Source organism: Pantoea sp. R13S299 (genome assembly GCF_048515925.1).
Lineage (GTDB): Bacteria > Pseudomonadota > Gammaproteobacteria > Enterobacterales > Enterobacteriaceae > Pantoea.
In genome coordinates this window covers 666864-683459 of sequence record NZ_JBLYEF010000002.1, presented here as the reverse complement: position 1 = coordinate 683459, position 16596 = coordinate 666864, and the positions used below count along the sequence as shown (strand labels likewise).

17 protein-coding genes are annotated in these 16596 nt (G+C 50.4%); 5 read left to right on the top strand and 12 right to left on the bottom strand.

The window, feature by feature from the left end; all coding sequences use genetic code 11:
• Positions 1-82: 82 nt before the first annotated feature.
• Entirely contained in the window at positions 83-871 is a 789-nt protein-coding gene (locus ACN1CO_RS14055; protein ID WP_419139446.1) for a MipA/OmpV family protein, read from the top strand.
• 8 nt (positions 872-879) lie between these two features.
• On the top strand, positions 880-1002 hold the full coding sequence (locus ACN1CO_RS14050; protein WP_419139445.1) for a hypothetical protein: 123 nt from the start codon (positions 880-882) through the stop codon (positions 1000-1002).
• 73 nt (positions 1003-1075) lie between these two features.
• On the opposite strand, the gene ACN1CO_RS14045 is transcribed toward ACN1CO_RS14050, so the two are convergent.
• The 4 genes from ACN1CO_RS14045 to ACN1CO_RS14030 are packed head-to-tail and all read right to left on the bottom strand — an operon-like array spanning position 1076 to position 4460.
• On the bottom strand, positions 1076-1390 hold the full coding sequence (locus ACN1CO_RS14045; RefSeq protein ID WP_419139444.1) for a PTS lactose/cellobiose transporter subunit IIA: 315 nt from the start codon (positions 1388-1390) through the stop codon (positions 1076-1078).
• Positions 1387-2787, bottom strand: coding sequence for a glycoside hydrolase family 1 protein (locus ACN1CO_RS14040; RefSeq protein ID WP_419139443.1), 1401 nt, complete (start codon positions 2785-2787; stop codon positions 1387-1389). The genes ACN1CO_RS14045 and ACN1CO_RS14040 overlap by 4 nt, the downstream gene beginning before the upstream one ends.
• An 18-nt stretch (positions 2788-2805) precedes the next feature.
• Positions 2806-4134, bottom strand: coding sequence for a PTS sugar transporter subunit IIC (locus tag ACN1CO_RS14035; protein ID WP_419139442.1), 1329 nt, complete (start codon positions 4132-4134; stop codon positions 2806-2808).
• The gene (locus ACN1CO_RS14030; RefSeq protein WP_419139441.1) at positions 4131-4460 is read right to left on the bottom strand and encodes a PTS sugar transporter subunit IIB; all 330 of its coding nucleotides are present in this window, start codon (positions 4458-4460) and stop codon (positions 4131-4133) included. Before ACN1CO_RS14030 ends, ACN1CO_RS14035 begins: the two co-directional genes overlap by 4 nt.
• A 286-nt stretch (positions 4461-4746) precedes the next feature.
• Between ACN1CO_RS14030 and ACN1CO_RS14025 the strand changes: the two genes are divergently transcribed.
• Positions 4747-5700, top strand: a complete 954-nt coding sequence (locus ACN1CO_RS14025; RefSeq protein ID WP_419139440.1) for a LacI family DNA-binding transcriptional regulator — start codon at positions 4747-4749, stop codon at positions 5698-5700.
• A 12-nt stretch (positions 5701-5712) separates the two neighbouring features.
• On the opposite strand, the gene ACN1CO_RS14020 is transcribed toward ACN1CO_RS14025, so the two are convergent.
• From ACN1CO_RS14020 to ACN1CO_RS14010, 3 genes are all read right to left on the bottom strand, one after another.
• Positions 5713-6597, bottom strand: coding sequence for an ROK family protein (locus ACN1CO_RS14020; protein WP_419139439.1), 885 nt, complete (start codon positions 6595-6597; stop codon positions 5713-5715).
• A gap of 222 nt (positions 6598-6819) precedes the next feature.
• Positions 6820-8100: a beta-ketoacyl-ACP synthase II gene (gene fabF, locus ACN1CO_RS14015; protein WP_419139438.1), complete on the bottom strand. Its 1281-nt coding sequence runs from the start codon at positions 8098-8100 to the stop codon at positions 6820-6822.
• Positions 8101-8337: 237 nt separating this feature from the next.
• Positions 8338-8952 (bottom strand): TetR/AcrR family transcriptional regulator, encoded by a 615-nt coding sequence (locus tag ACN1CO_RS14010; protein ID WP_419139437.1) that lies wholly within the window; start codon positions 8950-8952, stop codon positions 8338-8340.
• A 265-nt stretch (positions 8953-9217) separates the two neighbouring features.
• On the opposite strand from ACN1CO_RS14010, the gene ACN1CO_RS14005 reads away from it, so the two are divergent.
• Together ACN1CO_RS14005 and ACN1CO_RS14000 are read left to right on the top strand one after the other, a co-directional pair.
• Positions 9218-10051 (top strand): winged helix-turn-helix domain-containing protein, encoded by an 834-nt coding sequence (locus ACN1CO_RS14005; RefSeq protein WP_419139436.1) that lies wholly within the window; start codon positions 9218-9220, stop codon positions 10049-10051.
• A complete protein-coding gene (locus ACN1CO_RS14000) occupies positions 10048-10545 on the top strand; it encodes a FidL-like protein (protein ID WP_419139435.1) in 498 nt (165 codons plus the stop codon). Before ACN1CO_RS14005 ends, ACN1CO_RS14000 begins: the two co-directional genes overlap by 4 nt.
• Before the next feature lie 64 nt (positions 10546-10609).
• Here ACN1CO_RS14000 and ACN1CO_RS13995 read toward each other — a convergent pair whose 3' ends face one another.
• The 5 genes from ACN1CO_RS13995 to ACN1CO_RS13975 are packed head-to-tail and all read right to left on the bottom strand — an operon-like array spanning position 10610 to position 16540.
• Positions 10610-11041: a DcrB-related protein gene (locus tag ACN1CO_RS13995; protein WP_419139434.1), complete on the bottom strand. Its 432-nt coding sequence runs from the start codon at positions 11039-11041 to the stop codon at positions 10610-10612.
• On the bottom strand, positions 11034-13217 hold the full coding sequence (locus tag ACN1CO_RS13990) for a peptidase domain-containing ABC transporter (RefSeq protein ID WP_419139433.1): 2184 nt from the start codon (positions 13215-13217) through the stop codon (positions 11034-11036). The genes ACN1CO_RS13995 and ACN1CO_RS13990 overlap by 8 nt, the downstream gene beginning before the upstream one ends.
• A 17-nt stretch (positions 13218-13234) precedes the next feature.
• Complete coding sequence (locus ACN1CO_RS13985) at positions 13235-14494, bottom strand: HlyD family secretion protein (protein WP_419139432.1); 1260 nt, start codon at positions 14492-14494, stop codon at positions 13235-13237.
• 25 nt (positions 14495-14519) lie between these two features.
• Positions 14520-15842 (bottom strand): TolC family outer membrane protein, encoded by a 1323-nt coding sequence (locus ACN1CO_RS13980; RefSeq protein ID WP_419139431.1) that lies wholly within the window; start codon positions 15840-15842, stop codon positions 14520-14522.
• A gap of 35 nt (positions 15843-15877) precedes the next feature.
• Entirely contained in the window at positions 15878-16540 is a 663-nt protein-coding gene (locus tag ACN1CO_RS13975; protein WP_419139430.1) for a response regulator, read from the bottom strand.
• Positions 16541-16596 lie beyond the last annotated feature (56 nt).

The window sequence follows — 16596 nt, the reverse complement described above, 5'->3', positions numbered from 1 at the left end:
GACACTCGCCTCGCATACTCCGGCCAGTGACGCGGCACTGAATCCCTCAGCTCCGCACCCGATGTGATAATGAGGAAACGTGATGATAACCGGAAAAATAACGCTTCACATGGTCTGTTTTTCGCTGGGATTCAGCGCCGCTGCTGCCATGGCTGATGAGAGTGCCGCACCACCACCCAGCCTGACTCTGGGCGTTGCGGGCATTAATGCCCCACGCTATAGCGGTGCAGATAAGCAGCACTGGCAGCTGATGCCAGTGATTCAGGCGCGCGATGGAGCCTTCTTCTTCGATTCCCAGAAAGGGATCGGCTACGACCTGCAGGCGGATAACGGACTGTATCTGGAACATACGCTGGGTTACGGATTGGGCCGCTCTGACCGGAATTCATCCTGGCGTGACGGTGACGACCGGCTCAGGGGCATGGGAAATATCGACGCAACGGTTAACACCGCACTGGCGGTGGGTTGGTCAGTCACGCCATGGTTTGTGCTGGAGGGCAAAGCGACACTTCCTTTGAGTGATAGTCAGGGCGTTCAGTATCGGACTTCGGTAACCCTGATCCCCTGGCAGACCAGCGACGATACTGTGGCACTGCAGGTGGCGGGTCTGTTTGGCGACGGGCGTTACATGAATACGTATTATGGTGTGAATAGCGAACAAAGTGCGCGCAGCGGCTTTGATCGCTACGATGCTGCGGGTGGCTTTTATGGTACAGACACCAGCCTGACCTGGAGCCATCAGCTTACGCCTGCCTGGGCCGCCAGCGTCATCGGTGATTACACCTGGCTGGATAAGCATGCTTCAGATAGCCCCATTGTCGCGCGAAATAACGGCGCCTCGGCCACGCTTGCATTGAGCTATACCTTCTGAATGGCACTATGAAGAAGAGAGAGATGCGCAGCCACCGGCTTTTGCTTGCTGCGCTGATTCTGTTGTATCTGCTGGTTTATGCAGTGATGGTTGTGGTGTTGAGTCTGTTTGATGCGCCGGTGCGGGGATAGCGCACTGCCGCGGTTGTTCTCCTGTGAGGCGCAGCGTGACTGCGCCAGGGGTTTTCACTTTCTGCTACTGGCGTCAGGCACGCTGTTCGCGTTGATAAAGATGAATGATCTCTTCAGAGAGTTCGCGAGCCAGCATCGAGGTCATTAAGTGATCCTGTGCATGAACCATAATTAAAGTCATGGGTTGACGACCTTCGCCGGCATCCTGTTCGATCAGTCGGGTTTGCATTTTATGTGCCTGTCGGGTGAAGGTATCCGCCTCCTGCAGCAGAACCCGCGCCTGTTCGATTTTACCCTGACGCGCCGCCTGTAATGCCTCAAAGCACAGGCTGCGAGACTGGCCCGCATTAACAATAATTTCCATAACCGCCTCTTCCTGATCGATCATGCTAAATTCTCCGGATGGTTGAAACCGTTGCGGGCAGCAGTGGCAGCAAACCATTCACCGCTTTTTTTCACTGTGCGTTGCTGGGTGGTGATATCAAGCTGGACAAAACCGTAACGGTTTTTATAGCCATTGCACCATGACCAGTTATCAATAAAGGTCCACATATGGTAACCGAGACACTGGCTGCCCTCGGCGATCGCCCGGTGAACCCACTTAAGATGTTCAGCAATAAAGTCGATGCGGTATTGATCGTGGATCTGCCCCGCCTGAACAAAGCGTTGTTCATCCTCTACACCCATTCCGTTTTCTGAAATAAAACAGCGTGGGTTGCCATAATTCAGCCGCAGATTAGTGAGAATGTCATAGATGCCTGGTTCGTAGATTTCCCAACCTCGGTAAGGGTTCATTTTCCGGCCCGGCATCTCATAATTTTCAAAAAACCATTCAGGCATAAACGGAGCGGCAGGATTAATTGCGCTATCGCGGCACTTAACCCGACGCGGCTGGTAATAATTGACCCCCAGCAGATCAATGATGCCGTCTGCGATCAGCGCTTTGTCCTCTGCCAGCGTTAACGGTAACTGGTCATATTGCCTGAGCAAGGCGACCAGATCTGACGGAAATTCCCCCCGTAAAACCGGGTCAAGAAAGCTGCGATTAAACAGCAGGTCTGCATGATGAGCGGCCGTCAGATCCGCCGGGTTCTGCGACCGGGGATAGGAAGGCGTGAGATTCAGCACAATGCCGATTTCTCCCACGGAGTGGCTGGCCCGGAAATCGCGGACTGCTGAGGCATGTGCCAGTACGGTGTTATAAGCCACCGTAGCCGCCCGGCGGAAATCCACCACGTTTGGATAATGGAAGTCATACAGGTAACCCCCTTCTACCGGCACAATCGGCTCGTTAAAAGTAAACCAGTGCAGAACACGATCGCCGAATAGCTCAAAGCAGAGGCGGGCATAACGACTGAAAGCTGCGACCACCTGACGATTTTCCCAGCCTCCCTGAACCTGCATCGACACCGGCATGTCAAAGTGAAACAGCGTAATAAAGGGCGTAATGCCCTGAGCCAGAAGTTCATCAATCACCTGGTTATAGAAAGCCACGGCCTCCTGATTGACGTCGCCGATGCCATCAGGGATCAACCGTGACCAGCTGATGGATGTGCGGAAACTATTGTGTTTCAACTGCTTCAGCAGGGCGATATCCTGATGCCAGTGCTGATAAAAAGTGGAAGTCTCGCCTGGGCCAATCTGCTGATGAAAACGCGATGGCTGCTGGGAATACCAGTGATCCCAGATGGTGGCGCTTTTGCCACCGTTCAGGCTATCGCCTTCGGTCTGCAAAGCGGAACTGGCACTGCCCCACCAGAACGTATCAGGAAATGTATAGTGCATGTTGCCTCTCTCAAGGAATCAGGGTGTACCGGCAGTTTGCGCTAGCGAAGCAGGCGACTGAGCCTTATCCTGCTCATTTTTCATCAGCGATCGTTCATATGCTCGCAGGAACGGCAGGTAACACAGCGCAGAAAGCACCATGCAGACCAGACACATGACCACAGGACTGATTGCCCAGTTAGCCGCCCATGAGGCGCCAATCGGCGCTGGCGTTGTCCATGGCGTAAGCGAAACTACCTGAGCCAGCCAGCCCATCCGGGTGGCGGTATAAGCCAGTACAGCGTTTAGCATCGGCACGCAGACAAAAGGAATAAACATCAGAGGATTCATGATGATTGGTGCGCCAAACAGGATCGGCTCGTTAATATTGAAAAAACTCGGCACGATACCCATCCTGCCGATGGTTCGCAGATGGGTGGTACGGCTGCGCAGTAACAGGAAAGCCAGTGGCAAAGTAGAGCCGACACCCCCGATCAGAAGATAGTGATCCCAGAAGCCCTGGAGATAGATGTGCGGCAACACAGTGCCTGCTGCCAGGGCGGCCTGGTTGGCAGAGAGATTAGCCATCCAGAACGGATTCATGATACCGGTTACAATCAGTGCGCCGTGAATGCCAGCGAACCAGAAAATCTGACACAGCAGCACCGACAGCAGAATGGCAGGTAAAGAGTCAGACGCGGAGACCAGCGGTGCCAGCAGATGCATAATAGCCTGTGGAATGATCATCCCTGTTTTAGCTTCAATGAACAGGTTCAGCGGGTGAAGGGTGCCGATAATCACCACTACCGGAATCAGGATCTCAAACGATCGTGCGACGCCGGTCGGTACCTCTTTTGGCAGACGGATAGTGATATTGTTGTGCTTCAGCCACGCGTAAATGCGGGTAGCGTAAATGGCTGTAATCAATGCGGTAAAAATGCCCTGACCGGAAAGATACTCGGTTGAAATAGTGTGATTTGAATAGGGAGCTGCCACCAGCAGAAAGGCCATAAAGGCCAGCAGACCAGACATCACCGGATCCAGTGCGAATTGCCGCCCCAGGCTGGCCCCGATACCCACCGAGATAAAGAAGGTCATCACTCCCATACTGAGGTTAAATGGCAACATCAGCTGGTCACGGTAGGTGGCAGAAAAGTCGAGCCAGGCACGGGCTACGCTATTGGTACTGGTAGCAGAGAAGGGAGGAAAGATAAACACCAGCATAAACGAGCCGATAATCATAAACGGCAGGGCAGCCGTGAAGCCGTCACGAATGGCGATCACATATTTCTGCTGACCCAGCCGACCGGCAAGGGGCGTAATTGATTGCTCAATCACCGCAATCATCGATTGGTAGAGAGAACTCATAGGACCGCCTTTTCATTTGCTGCTGCGATCAGCGACAGGGCAAAATCCAGTACCTTATCGCCCCGCTGCATGCCGTAATCCATCATATCGATCGGTTGTACCGGGATATTCTGGCCTGCTGTTTTTTCCGTCAGGCTTTGCAGCATGTACTTCACCTGTGGCCCAAGCAGTACCACCTGATAGCGGGAAAACTGCTCATCAAACTCCGCCACACCAAACGCATTGATCTCAACGGCTAATCCCTGTTGAGCGGCCGCTTCTTCCATTTTCCGCACCAGCATGCTGGTAGACATACCTGCTGAGCAACACAACATGATTCTGTACATGGTTACTGTCCTCGCCTCTGATACTCAAGTGACGCTAATTGGACATCATATGGAAACCGGTTTCCATTGTGGCTGATAAAAAATGTGATGCCTGTCATAAAGGCTTTTTTACTGGTTTTTTTAATTTGATTGCGCTCCAAAAAATGACTGAAAAGCCACTATAAGGGGTGTGTATGGGAAATCGGTTTCCATGACATACTCAAAAAGCTATACTTGGCGCTGAGAACTGATGTACAGCAGGACAAGATTGAATTTTTTGGCGTGCCGCCATTTTCAGGGGAGAAAAATGTCTACTATCAACGATGTATCGCGGCTGGCTGGGGTCTCTAAAGCCACAGTTTCCCGGGTGTTGAGTGGTTCACGTGGAGTAAAAGAAGCCAGCCGGCTGGCGGTACTCAAAGCCGCTGAAGAGCTGAATTACCGGCCTAATGTGATAGCACAGTCCTTATTCAGTCAGACAACCCACTGTATTGGCGTCATATGTGCGCAGGAAAATGTGAACCAGATTACCGCCTGGCTTTTCGCGCTGGAAAAACAACTGCGTCAGCATCAAAAACATCTGTTATTACGCTTTGCGCGAAGTAAAAGTGAAATCCTCACCGCACTTGACGAGCTGAGTTGTGGCCTGTGTGATGATGTGCTGATTATCGGTGCGAATTTTCCTCTCAATATTGAAGATGAACATGTCATTCTGGTCGACTGTGCCGAAGCGGAAGGTCCAAACAGCATTCAGTTCGATCACGCCTTTGCCGCTGAGACAGCCTGCAATTTCCTGATTAACCAGGGCCGCCGTCAAATTGCGTTAATCCAGCCAGAGAATGGCAGCACGGCCGGACAGGTGTTACATGGCTATAAGCTGGCGCTGGAAAATAATGTTATACCCTTTAACCGCAATCTGGTCATTACGGATGCGGTCTCATCATCGGTGGCTATTCAGATGTTGTTGAATAACGCCAGTAGCCGTACCTTTAATGCATTGCTGGTGGCTAACGAGCAGGAAGCACAGCGTGTGATGACGCAGTTGCAGGCGTTCAATAAAGGGGTGCCTGACGACGTTATGGTCTTTAGCCTGGCGGGTTCTGTTAATTTGCCTGGCTTACCTGTTATACCGGCAATTGAATATTCCCTGGATGCGCTAGCCTCCCGAATCGTAAGCTGGTTAACCGCCACTACCCAGCAGATGCTGGGTAGTTCGGTATTACGCGGTGATTTAATTATTCCTGACTGGCGGCAGCGCTAATCCAGCGTGCGGTTAAGCGATGCGGCTCCGCTGGCGCTGCAGAAAATTCCAGGTTGCGCCCAGCATGCCGGAATCGTTGCCGTAGGTTGCGGCATCAATCGGAATATCCAGATCATATTTTGCCAGCTGCTCTCCCAGTTCCTCCAGGAACGGTTCGCGCGCAGTAATCCCCCCACCGATAAATATCATCTGCGGATCGAAGACACTGAAGAGATTGTATAAACAGGCCGCGAGGTCCTCGTAGAAATTATTCACCACTTGCTGCGCGGCTTCTTCATTTCTATCGTATGCGTCAAAGACATCTTTACCACTTACGTCTTCTGTAGGCCGATCGGTGAGCTGACTGTAATTCTCCCGCAGCGCCGTCATGGTACAGCTCTGGCTCATGGTGTGGCGTTCAATATCGCTGCTGGTGGGACGTGAGGTCAGCAGACAGCCAAACTCGCCCGCCCGATTACGACCACCACGGATCAGCGCGCCATTGCAGAAGGCCGCTCCGCCTAATCCGGTGCCGATGGTCAGCATCAGAAAATCATTGAGCTTTTTCGCTTTCCCCACCCACTGTTCAGCCAGCAGGGCGCAGTGTGCATCATTTTCGACCGTGGCAGGCAGTGAGGTTTTTTCGGTAAGCCACTGGCTCAGATGAAACTGGTCGAAGTCACGAATGGTACCGCCCATGGCGATGTATCCGGCTTCAGCATCTATATAACCGGGCGTACTCACGGCAATACCTTCACAGCCGGGATTTTTCTCCAGCCACTTTAGGATCTCATCAAGGATTTTGTCGCGTGCGTTATGAGAGATATCTGCACTTTCACTTGTCAGAATATTTCCCTGATCGTCAATCACACCCATTTTTAAAGAGGTACCACCAATATCGAAAGCTGCAATCTTCATCAACGTTCTCTGAGGTTGTTTTGATTCGATTAATTGTAGTGCTGAAAGAAAAGTACAGGCGGTGGAAGGGCGGCAATTTTGTCAGGAAAGGTACAGATTGATAAAACTATTGCTGAAAAGGGCGTGTCTGAGATTACCCCGCGCACAGGAATGTCTCTGTAATTTAAAACCTGCGCAGCCAGTGTGGCTGGTGGCGCAGGTTTAATGGTTACAATGATGTTACTACCACTTGCGCAGCAGGATGCTGGCGTTGACGCCGCCAAAGCCGAAACCGTTCGACATCGCATAATTCAGCGTGGCAGGACGGGCATTGAGCGCCACCAGGTCAAGATTGCCTGCGGCCTCATCGGGATGATGAAGGTTCAACGTCGGCGGAATAAGCTTCTGGCGCAACGCCATCAGGGTAAATATCGCCTCAACGCCACCTGCGGCACCCAGCAGATGGCCCGTGGCAGATTTGGTTGAGGAGATCGCAACCTGTGAATCATCGCCAAACACGGCGCGAATAGCGGCCAGCTCACCGTGATCGCCAACCTGTGTTGAGGTTGCATGAGCATTGATGTGCTGGACGTCGTCCGCGCTGATACCCGCCTGGCGCAGAGCGGTTCTCATGGCCCTTGCAGCGCCACTGCCATCCTCCGGACCTGCGGTCAGATGGTAAGCATCGGCGCTGGTGCCATAGCCGACAATCTCCGCCAGCGGCGTCGCACCGCGTGCTTCGGCATGGGCCAGCGACTCAATCACCAGCAAACCCGCACCTTCGGCCATCACAAAGCCGTTTCTGTCGCGATCAAAAGGGCGTGAGGCGTGATGCGGATGATCTTCATAGCCCACGCACAGAGCACGTGCTGCCGCGAAACAGCCCAGAGTTACGCGATCCAGCGCCGCTTCGGTGCCGCCACAAATCGCAATGTCTGCTTCGCCGCTTCTGATTAACCTTGCTGCATCACCAATGGCCTGCACGCCTGCGGCACAGGCAGTCACGGGTGCGCCCAGCGGACCGGTAAAACCGTGTTTTATCGAGACATGACCGGCGGCCATATTGGCCAGAAACGAGGGTGCAGTGAAGGGAGAGAGTCTGCGCGGACCGCGCGCATCCGTGGTCCTCACGGCGTCAGCAATCGCGCCAAAACCGCCGACGCCGGAGGCAATAATGGTCGCGGTGCGTTCACGTGCGGCGTCATCTTCTGGATGCCAGCCCGCCTGATTAAGCGCTTCCTCTGCTGCGAGTAATGCAAACTCAATAAATCGCGACATCTTTTTACGTTCTTTCGGCGCAATGAACGACTCAGGGTTATATCCCGCCAGCGGGTCTTCATCAATGCCGGGCACACTGCCACCCACTGAAATGCCGGTACCGGCAGTGAGCGTGTCGGGTAGGGCGCGGATACCTGATTCACCCGCCGTTAATCGCTGCCAGACGGTTTCAACGCCACATCCCAGTGGCGAGACGATACCCGCGCCGGTAATGACGATGCGTTGTGATGAGGATAAATGACTCATGCGGTTGCTCCCGTAAAGCGTCCGGGCAGCAATTGACATGCTGACGCGGAGAGTTGATAAGCGTCTGAAGCGCAAATAGCCAGGCCTTGCGTACGCCAGTGTGATGTGCGAGCGCAGAGAGGGAACGGAACAGATTGAGATAAGTGTAGCAGCATCGGAATCCTGAGCGATAACCAGACAGGCTGCCATCATTAATGTTGTGACCAATTAAGTCAATAGTCACAAAAAGAGTATCGCTCAGGGCGCAAGACTGCGAAGTACCAGCGCGACCAGTTGCGCAGAGGCGGCCTCTGCCTCATCAAGGCTGTACTGTAGCAGCACCGGACTGACATAAGGTTTGATCACCCTGTAGATCGCTTCTGCCGCTTCGTCAGCTGGGGTTTTACGCTCAAACTCACCCGTTTCACGCCCCCTGAGTAGGATTTCCTGAATCAGATTAAGAATGCGCTTTTCGTATGCCATGGCGGATGGCCAGCGATCGCGCGACGCGACGGCGGCAATGTCATAGAGTTTGCGTTCGTGAAAAAAAAGCTCAGTGCTGGTAGCAGAAAGCGTGCGAAAAAGTCGCCGCAGTTGTTCCGTTGCCCCAGGTGCATCGGCGATAGCGACCTCAGCACGTTCCATGATCATCGCCAGCCGGTTTGAACAGATAACTTCGCCAATTGCCTGTTTCGAATCAAAAAACTTGTAGATGTAGGCTTTGGAAAAGCCGATAGCCCGGGCGAGATCGGAGACGGTGGTTTTTTCGTAGCCGTAATGCGCGAAATGCTGCATGGCTGCATCGACAATCTGGTCACGCACGCTGTGTCCGGCCGGGCCGCGTGTACCATTTTCCGTTAGGGATTGGGTCATTATTATCGCCTGACAAAGCAAAGTGGGTGAAAAGTTCAGTGACCACTGTTATAGGTGGTCACATTTTAGGTCCTGTTGCAGTTAAAAGCCATAATTTGCAGCGGATGGAAAGGGAAAGGGCTAACCTCTGACTGGATGACAAATTTAAAAGTTAACCTAACCCGTACCTCAACTCTGTGAATCGGCTGATTCAGGTCTCTTTAGTGCTTCTTTATATAAGCTGAATTATACTGTCGGCAATCAGCGCAAATTCAGTGATTTCTTAATGATTTACATTATCGATGACCAGATTACCTACAATTCAGATGACTGTACGCTGAGCCATCTTCCTACCCAGGAAACGCTGAGTCTGAGTATTTCAACGGGTCGGCTATTTGAGCAGTTACTGAATTCAGAAGGTGAAATACTGGCGCGCGATACCCTTTTGACTGAAGTATGGGACAAATATGGCCTGCGCGGTTCAAACAGCAATCTGAATCAGTATCTGAGTATTCTGCGCAGAGCGCTTGCAGCTTATGGCTGTGAAAACCTGATCATCACCATTCCGAAAATCGGCATACGACTTAATACCGACATCAAAATAGAACGCGAATCCTCTCCGGCTTTTGTTGCGACGCAGGTTCAGATTGATGAAATGCCTGGAGAGCATGTGGTGTCTGTCGCAGACAGTCAGCCTGTGCTACCCGATCCTGTTATCGCAGAGCATATTGTTGAAAAATCAGCGCTAAATCTCAGAAAGGTCCTGTTCGCCCTGATTATGCTGATGCTGCTGGGAAGTGCTTTATGGTACTTCACTGCACGTCAGCCTGCTGATAAGAACGCCTCTATGAGCAACATCAAACTGGAAGGCGGTTGCGAAGCGGTTATTATTCCGGGGTTAGATGTGTTCGAGCAAAAGTCACTGGAGAAGCAAATTCTTGAAATGCTTAAAGAGAATAATCAATCCTGTGTACCGGGAAGACGCATCTATTTCGATAAAAACACGGCATTCACAACTACAGATTATGGCAGGACCATTATTTCTGCATGTAACCTGAACAGCAGTGGTCATATCGTTTCCTGCGACAACTTCTACTATCTTGACTGGAGAATGTTTTGAAACGGAAAGCCACTCTTACGCTGACGATAACGCTGGCTATGCTGTTGCTGGTGATCTTTGCAGGCATTAACTATTTTAAACCCCGGACAAACGAGCTGCCTTTCCGCTGCTCAACGTTCAGCCGCTACGATCTTAGTCGCAACGATAATAAGAAAATTGAGTTTGCTGTCTCCCAGGATCTACGTTTTATTAATTCTGATTCGGGATATCTGTTACTGAATGGGCAGGTGACTTTTGGTGATGAGGTAACAACGGTTAATCGACGGATTGCGCTTAGTGCCGGTAATAAAATTGATAGTGACACTTACCGCTACAAAATAAGAGAAATTATCACTTCGACTAACGATACGACGCCAGATGCCGTGTTTAATCTGCTGCTCGCTGAGATCACTCTCGATCCTGGTTATCTTCAGCTGGATATTACCCAGGTCGATAAAAAGACCTATCTGGTTGGCGGGCCGCTCTCCTATCTCTTCACCTGTCAGCGTTACTGAACGCAGCAACTGATAGCTGAAACGCAAACCGGAAGAGCGCATGCTCTTCCGGTTTGACTGCAGATTACGAGGTACGGAAGCTTTTCAGGGTATCTGAGAAAAGCTGAATATCGGGAGCGGTTATGGGGCTCGCTTTCGACACAGAGAAAATCAATATATCTTCCATGTTAAGTGTGAATACGGCTTGTTTCTGATAAAGACGAAGATTATCTGGCCGCAGGAAGTCATAGCTGATCATGATACCGGTAGTCAGGTTATCCCCCAAAACCACTGGCTGATGGGCTTCCTGTTGCCAGTCTTTCATCTGCTTTTGCAGGATAGAGAGCTGGCTAAGAATATACTCTTCCGGGTTGTTATGGTCGCCTAACTTATCACGGGAAATAGTGATTGGTGGCAGAACAGATCGTATATCAGCCAGTGTATTCAGTGTTCGCTCGCAGTAGCCTTCCGGCAAGGTGATTGTGCCTTCAGTGAAGCGGCAAATAGTCTTATCCATGGGTAATCTCCGTTTCATTATGGGTTGTTGTCTGGCCAAATAACTGCTCTGCCGTGACTTCGCTGAGCGTACCGTTATTTAACAGGACGATTTTATCGGCACTTCGGATAGTTTCCGGACGGTGTGCAATGATGATTCGGGTGATCTTCATCTGCTTAATTGCGTTGTTGATCTGCGCTTCGTTATAGATATCCAGATGACTGGTGGCCTCATCCAGTACCAGAATTTTAGGTTCGCGATAGAGTGCGCGCGCCAGCAGGATACGTTGTAGCTGGCCACCCGATAAAAACGAGCCCATATCACCAACCAGGCTTTGATAATTCATCGGCATTTTCATGATATCGCCATGAATCTGAGCCAGGCGGGCCACGCGGGTAATTTTTGCGTGATCGGGTTCGTTATCAAAGAAGCTGATGTTCTCGCTGATTGAGCCTGAAAAGAGAATGTCATCCTGCATTACGCAGCCGATGCGATTACGGTGATGTTCAAGTCCGGTCTGCGTGATGTCCATGCCACCCACAGTGATGGTGCCTTCTTCCGGGTGCAGCAGGCCAAGAATAATTTTGGCCATGGTAGTTTTGCCCTGGCCGGATGGCCCCACGATGGCAAGGCTCTCACCCGCTTTAATCTCCAGATTCGCACCATCGACAACCCAGGGTTCAGTCGGCGCATAGCGAAAACGGATATTGATAAGCTTGATATCCTGCGGTACGTCTGTCTCCTTGTCGGTTTCCTTACTAACCAGACCTGGATTGCCCTCAGAACTGGCCTCTGTTTCAGACAGAACAATATCGGCCAGGCGTTCACCATGCATTCTTAGCATACGGAAATCGATGATGGCATTGATCAAACCTGAACCACGACTCATAAACTGATCGGAAAAGCTGATAAAGGCGGTCAGCATACCGGCAGAGAAGTTGCCATCCAAAACCTGCAGCGCAGCAAGCCAGACCAGAACCACACGGCCCACTGAGGTTAGCAGTCCCTGAGCCGAACCAAACAGGATGTTGAGCTTCTGTATCACGATGCCTTTATTGGTGGTATCCACCAGAAAGTTCATGTAAGCCGAGAGTCGGGGCACCTGTTTATTATTGGTTTTGACCGCCTGAATCCCACGTAGCGTTTCAAGCAGAGAAGACTGGGTACGGGCCGAGCTGATGATTTGTTCCTCATTGGCGCGGCGAACCGGATCGTAGGCCATGAAACGCAGCAGTGCATAGGCGAGAAAAAGTCCAATGACCAGCCACGCCAGTTGCGCGTTATAGATGAAAAGCATCACTACCGTAACGATTGACATGACACCGTCCAGTACGGTGCTGATAAAACGGGAAGTCAGCGTACTCTGAATCGTATTAAGCGAACCGTAACGAGAGAGAATGTCTCCAACGTGGCGTGATTCGAACCATTCCAGCGGCAGCTTTAACATATGGTGGCAGACGTTTATGGTCCACTGCACACTGAGCTGGCTTGAGAACCAGCTCATAACCCATGAGCGCAACGCTGTAACGATAGTCTGAAACAGCGCGATCATGATAAAGCCCACACCGAGCAGCGACAGCAAAGAATAGTCAGCAGACACCAGCACCATATCCATTACCCACTGCATAAAGAAGGGGCCGAGGACGCCGAATAGCTCCAGTGCGATTGAGAGGATGAGCACCTGAGCAAAGGCAGACTTTACCCCGGTCACGCTGCCCACCAGCTTCATCATTGAGATGCTTTCTTTCTCTTCTTTTACTTCAAAGGTAGAAGAGGGAACCAGCTCCAGCGCGACACCGGTGAAAGCAGTCGAGGCTTCTTTAAATGTCAGTTCGCGGATCCCGCGCGCGGGATCGTGAATGGTGATTTTATTGCCGCGTACTTTCTTCAATACCACAAAGTGATTCAGTTCCCAGTGAAGAATGCAGGGCATGCGCAGTTTAGACAGCTCTTCCATTTCCACTCGCAGTGCGCGGGAAGTCATATTGAGCTGTTGTGCCATAGCGATGACATCAGCCAGTGTGGCGCCTTTGAGTGATGTGGCGAACTGGCGACGTAACGTGATCATGTCGATCTGATGACCATGATAATTAGCCACCATGCCAAGACAAGCCAGCCCACACTCCGCTGCCTGTGACTGACGAATCATCGGTAAGCGGTTAAACCATTTAAAATTGAGTTTCTCTAATAACAACACAGAACAGACCTTCTAAATCAGAGAGAAATTTTGTGTCCCAGCGCGAAAATCGGCTCCAGTACCCATTCATAGAGACGACGTTTGTCGACAATAAAGTCGGCATCCAGCGCCATACCTGGCTTCAGTTTTTCATTCTGCGAATAAGCAGAAATAGTTTGTTTATCCAGAGAGACCAGTACCCGGTACTGCTGTTCCTGAACATTGTTTTTACCGGTTAAGGTGGTGACTTCCTGAGGAGAGAGGGCGGTTCGAGAGACCTCGATTACCTTGCCATATTGCTGGCCAAATTTTTGGTAAGGGAAGGCTTTATAGCGCAGCACGACACGCTGACCTGGCTGGATAAAGCCAATGGATTGCGTGTTAACCATGATGCGGGCAACAAGATTGGTATTGTTAGGCAGAATCGCGACTGCTGACTGGCCGGCGTTCAGCATCTGACCATTTTTGACCATGATCATGCCGACATAACCACTCTTCGGCGCACGAAGCTCAATGGATCGGCGCGCTTCATTCTCTGCCATTGACTGACGGTTATCTGCCAGTTGCCGTTCGATATCGTTGCGTTTTTTCTCATCATCCAGCGGCTTTTCATGCAGTTGCTGTTCCGCCTGAACAATTTTTTGCGACGTGTCCAGCAGCTGACGCTGGTACTCCTGGTAACGTGCCTGGCTGTCGAGCAGATTGGATTCCTGCTCTTCCAGTTGACGGTTTGAGGCGTACCCCTCCAGGTGCATAGCGTTAAGTTTATCCAGTTGCAGTTTCGCTAACGCTACCTGTTTGCGACGGTGTGACAGCTGAAGTCTCAGCTGTTCCTGCTGGAGTTTCAGACTGGCGATGGTATCGGATAGCCCTTTCATTTCGACGTCATGCAATTTGGCAAGCGTCTGAAGATCCTGCTGAAGTCGTTCCCGCTGACCCACCAGATTTTCAGCGATAACCTGACGCGTCTGTCCCATCTGTGTTGAGACTTCTGATGACAACACCATAAGGACGTCATCTTTTTTGACCAGTTGTCCCTCTTTAACCGGAATATCCACCACTGTTGCGCTAACAGGAGGAGGAACGATTAACATGCCATTCTCAGGCAGCAGTTCTCCGGTAGAGGATTCATATTTCGTATAACTGCCAAAAATGAAAAACAGGGCTGTAACGGCAGTAATAAAGACCACCACCGAAATAACAAGCCAGCGATAGGGCGGACAATAAAGTGCCACGATGCCCAGGTTACCCCGGTTAGCGGCATCAAGCGCCTCCTGACGGAAGAGTGATTGTTCCATTTATAGATTCATCATGATTAAGGGATTAACGGCACTGAAAAAAATTCAGCATGTCGAGTGATAACGATCCGGTGCTTTGCGCCAGATTGATCAGGGCATTGAGATAACTTAAGCGTGCTTCAGCCTGATCTTTGAGTGCGGTGTAATATTTCTGCTGAGCATCCAGTTCATCGTTAACGGTGCGGAAGCCCATTTCACGGCCATACTGGACCGACACCACTTTTTCACGTGCTGAGTCGACGGCATTCTTTTGAGCACTGATTAAGGCTTTGCCATTGGTCAGGCTAAGCCAGGCAGAACGGGTATCGGTTGCCGCTTTGCGTTGTGCTTCCATCGTGGAGTACTTTGCTGCCTGACGGCGATAAGACGCTTCAAAAGATTGTGAAATCTGACTGCCGCCGGCAAATAATGGAACAGAAACGTTTACGCCATATTGCAGGTTATTACTCTTTGAATTCGTCCCGAAGATCGCGTCATACAGGATATTGTCGTCGTCGTCATTACGGCTCCAGTTCTTGCCATATCGCGCATAGAGCGAGACCACTGGCATGTGTGCGCCGTCAGCCGCAAGAACATCTGCATCTGCCTGATCATTCTGAAAAAGTGCAATTTTAATATCAGTATTACGCTGCTGGCTGGCATTAATTGCATCGGTCAAAGAAGAATAGGGCGATGCTTTCAGGCACTGAAAATTCACCGGTTCAACAGTGTCCGGGCTGATACCTGATAAACGACGAAATGCCTCGCCTGCCAGCAACAGCTGATTGCCAGCTTCTATTTCCTTAGCCTGTGCCAGAGCGTAGTTAGCTTTTGCCTCGTCCAGTTCAGTGCGGGTATTTTGCCCATTGATTAAGCCGGTCTGAAGTTTTTGCTGTTGTTGCTTAAAGTTATGGCTGGCGGCTTTTGCGGCCTGCAAAACTTCCTGCTGATAAAGCACCGTAAAATAAGCATTGCTGATAGCGTTAAGTAACTTTTCTTCAGCCTGTTTTGCCTGCGCTTCAGCGGTGTTGGCAATAGCAACACCTTTACGCCATCCGGCATACTTACTCATATCAAACAGCGGTTGTCTGACGCTGAGATCGTAACTGTGGTTGGTTACCCCACTCTGATATTTCTTATCAGGTTGTTCTTGACGATCCCAGTTTCCTTCCAGGGTTAATGTTGGCAGCATTCCGGCCATGCCTTGCCAGTATTTTTGTTTATCTGCGGCACTGGTCATCTGACTGGATTGTAGTGCTGAGTCATAGCTCAATGCAGCCTGAGCAGCTTGCTGCAGGTTAGTTGCAAATGTGCAAAATGGAGCACAGGTTAGTGCCAGTATTGCAATATTCAGATTATGGAATTTCATGATTTTCGCTGTATATAAAAATTTTGTGCTAGGGGTTAAATGAGTTCCTGTGCAAAAACATACTTAATCAAATCTGTATTTGATTGCAGCTGAAGCTTACGCATGGCGTTATATTTCTGTGTTGCAACGGTGCTTATGCTACGTTTACGCGCTTTTGCTATCTCCATCAGGCTATATCCAATGGCAAATAATCGAATGACCTCTACTTCTGAAGGCGATAAAAGTGTTTGTGCCGGATCTGCGGGTGCAGAGAGCATTAAATTCTTCATCTGTTCTGAGTAGTATATTCCTGAATTGGATGAGCAAACCCAATTGAATGCTTTGACCAAATCACGAATGTCATCTCGCTTGTGCACGATGGCATTAACCGGGATTTGTAATATACTTTTCAAAATAGCCTGACTGTTTTGTGCAGTGAAGATAATAATTTTTAAGTCCGGGTTTTGCTTATGTATCTGTTCTATTTTTCTCACGCCATTAACATCATTGCGCTCAAAATTAAAGCAAAAGTCTGTTATTAATATATCTGGCATATCCTCTCTGATAATTGACAGCAAATGATCGGCTTCAACCGGATAAGCAATAATATCAAGTTCTAAAAACTCCTTTACGAGTATGTTCTGAATGGAGTAAAGAATAAATGGACTTTCATCTGATACACCAAGCCTGAGCTTATTTTTTCCCTTGGGTTTATTCACAGACAATCCTTTTCTGTAGATAAAATGTGAAGAAGGGCTCCGCAGAGCCCTGCTGA

Coding starts and splice junctions, on each gene's coding strand:
- ACN1CO_RS14010 (WP_419139437.1), bottom strand. CDS start 8,952: ATGACCCAATCCCTAACGGAAAATGGTACACGCGGCCCGGCCGGACAC.
- ACN1CO_RS14055 (WP_419139446.1), top strand. CDS start 83: ATGATAACCGGAAAAATAACGCTTCACATGGTCTGTTTTTCGCTGGGA.
- ACN1CO_RS14040 (WP_419139443.1), bottom strand. CDS start 2,787: ATGCACTATACATTTCCTGATACGTTCTGGTGGGGCAGTGCCAGTTCC.
- ACN1CO_RS13995 (WP_419139434.1), bottom strand. CDS start 11,041: ATGGATAAGACTATTTGCCGCTTCACTGAAGGCACAATCACCTTGCCG.
- ACN1CO_RS14020 (WP_419139439.1), bottom strand. CDS start 6,597: ATGAAGATTGCAGCTTTCGATATTGGTGGTACCTCTTTAAAAATGGGT.
- ACN1CO_RS14030 (WP_419139441.1), bottom strand. CDS start 4,460: ATGTACAGAATCATGTTGTGTTGCTCAGCAGGTATGTCTACCAGCATG.
- ACN1CO_RS14005 (WP_419139436.1), top strand. CDS start 9,218: ATGATTTACATTATCGATGACCAGATTACCTACAATTCAGATGACTGT.
- ACN1CO_RS14035 (WP_419139442.1), bottom strand. CDS start 4,134: ATGAGTTCTCTCTACCAATCGATGATTGCGGTGATTGAGCAATCAATT.
- ACN1CO_RS13985 (WP_419139432.1), bottom strand. CDS start 14,494: ATGGAACAATCACTCTTCCGTCAGGAGGCGCTTGATGCCGCTAACCGG.
- ACN1CO_RS13980 (WP_419139431.1), bottom strand. CDS start 15,842: ATGAAATTCCATAATCTGAATATTGCAATACTGGCACTAACCTGTGCT.
- ACN1CO_RS14050 (WP_419139445.1), top strand. CDS start 880: ATGAAGAAGAGAGAGATGCGCAGCCACCGGCTTTTGCTTGCTGCGCTG.
- ACN1CO_RS14045 (WP_419139444.1), bottom strand. CDS start 1,390: ATGATCGATCAGGAAGAGGCGGTTATGGAAATTATTGTTAATGCGGGC.
- ACN1CO_RS14025 (WP_419139440.1), top strand. CDS start 4,747: ATGTCTACTATCAACGATGTATCGCGGCTGGCTGGGGTCTCTAAAGCC.
- fabF (WP_419139438.1), bottom strand. CDS start 8,100: ATGAGTCATTTATCCTCATCACAACGCATCGTCATTACCGGCGCGGGT.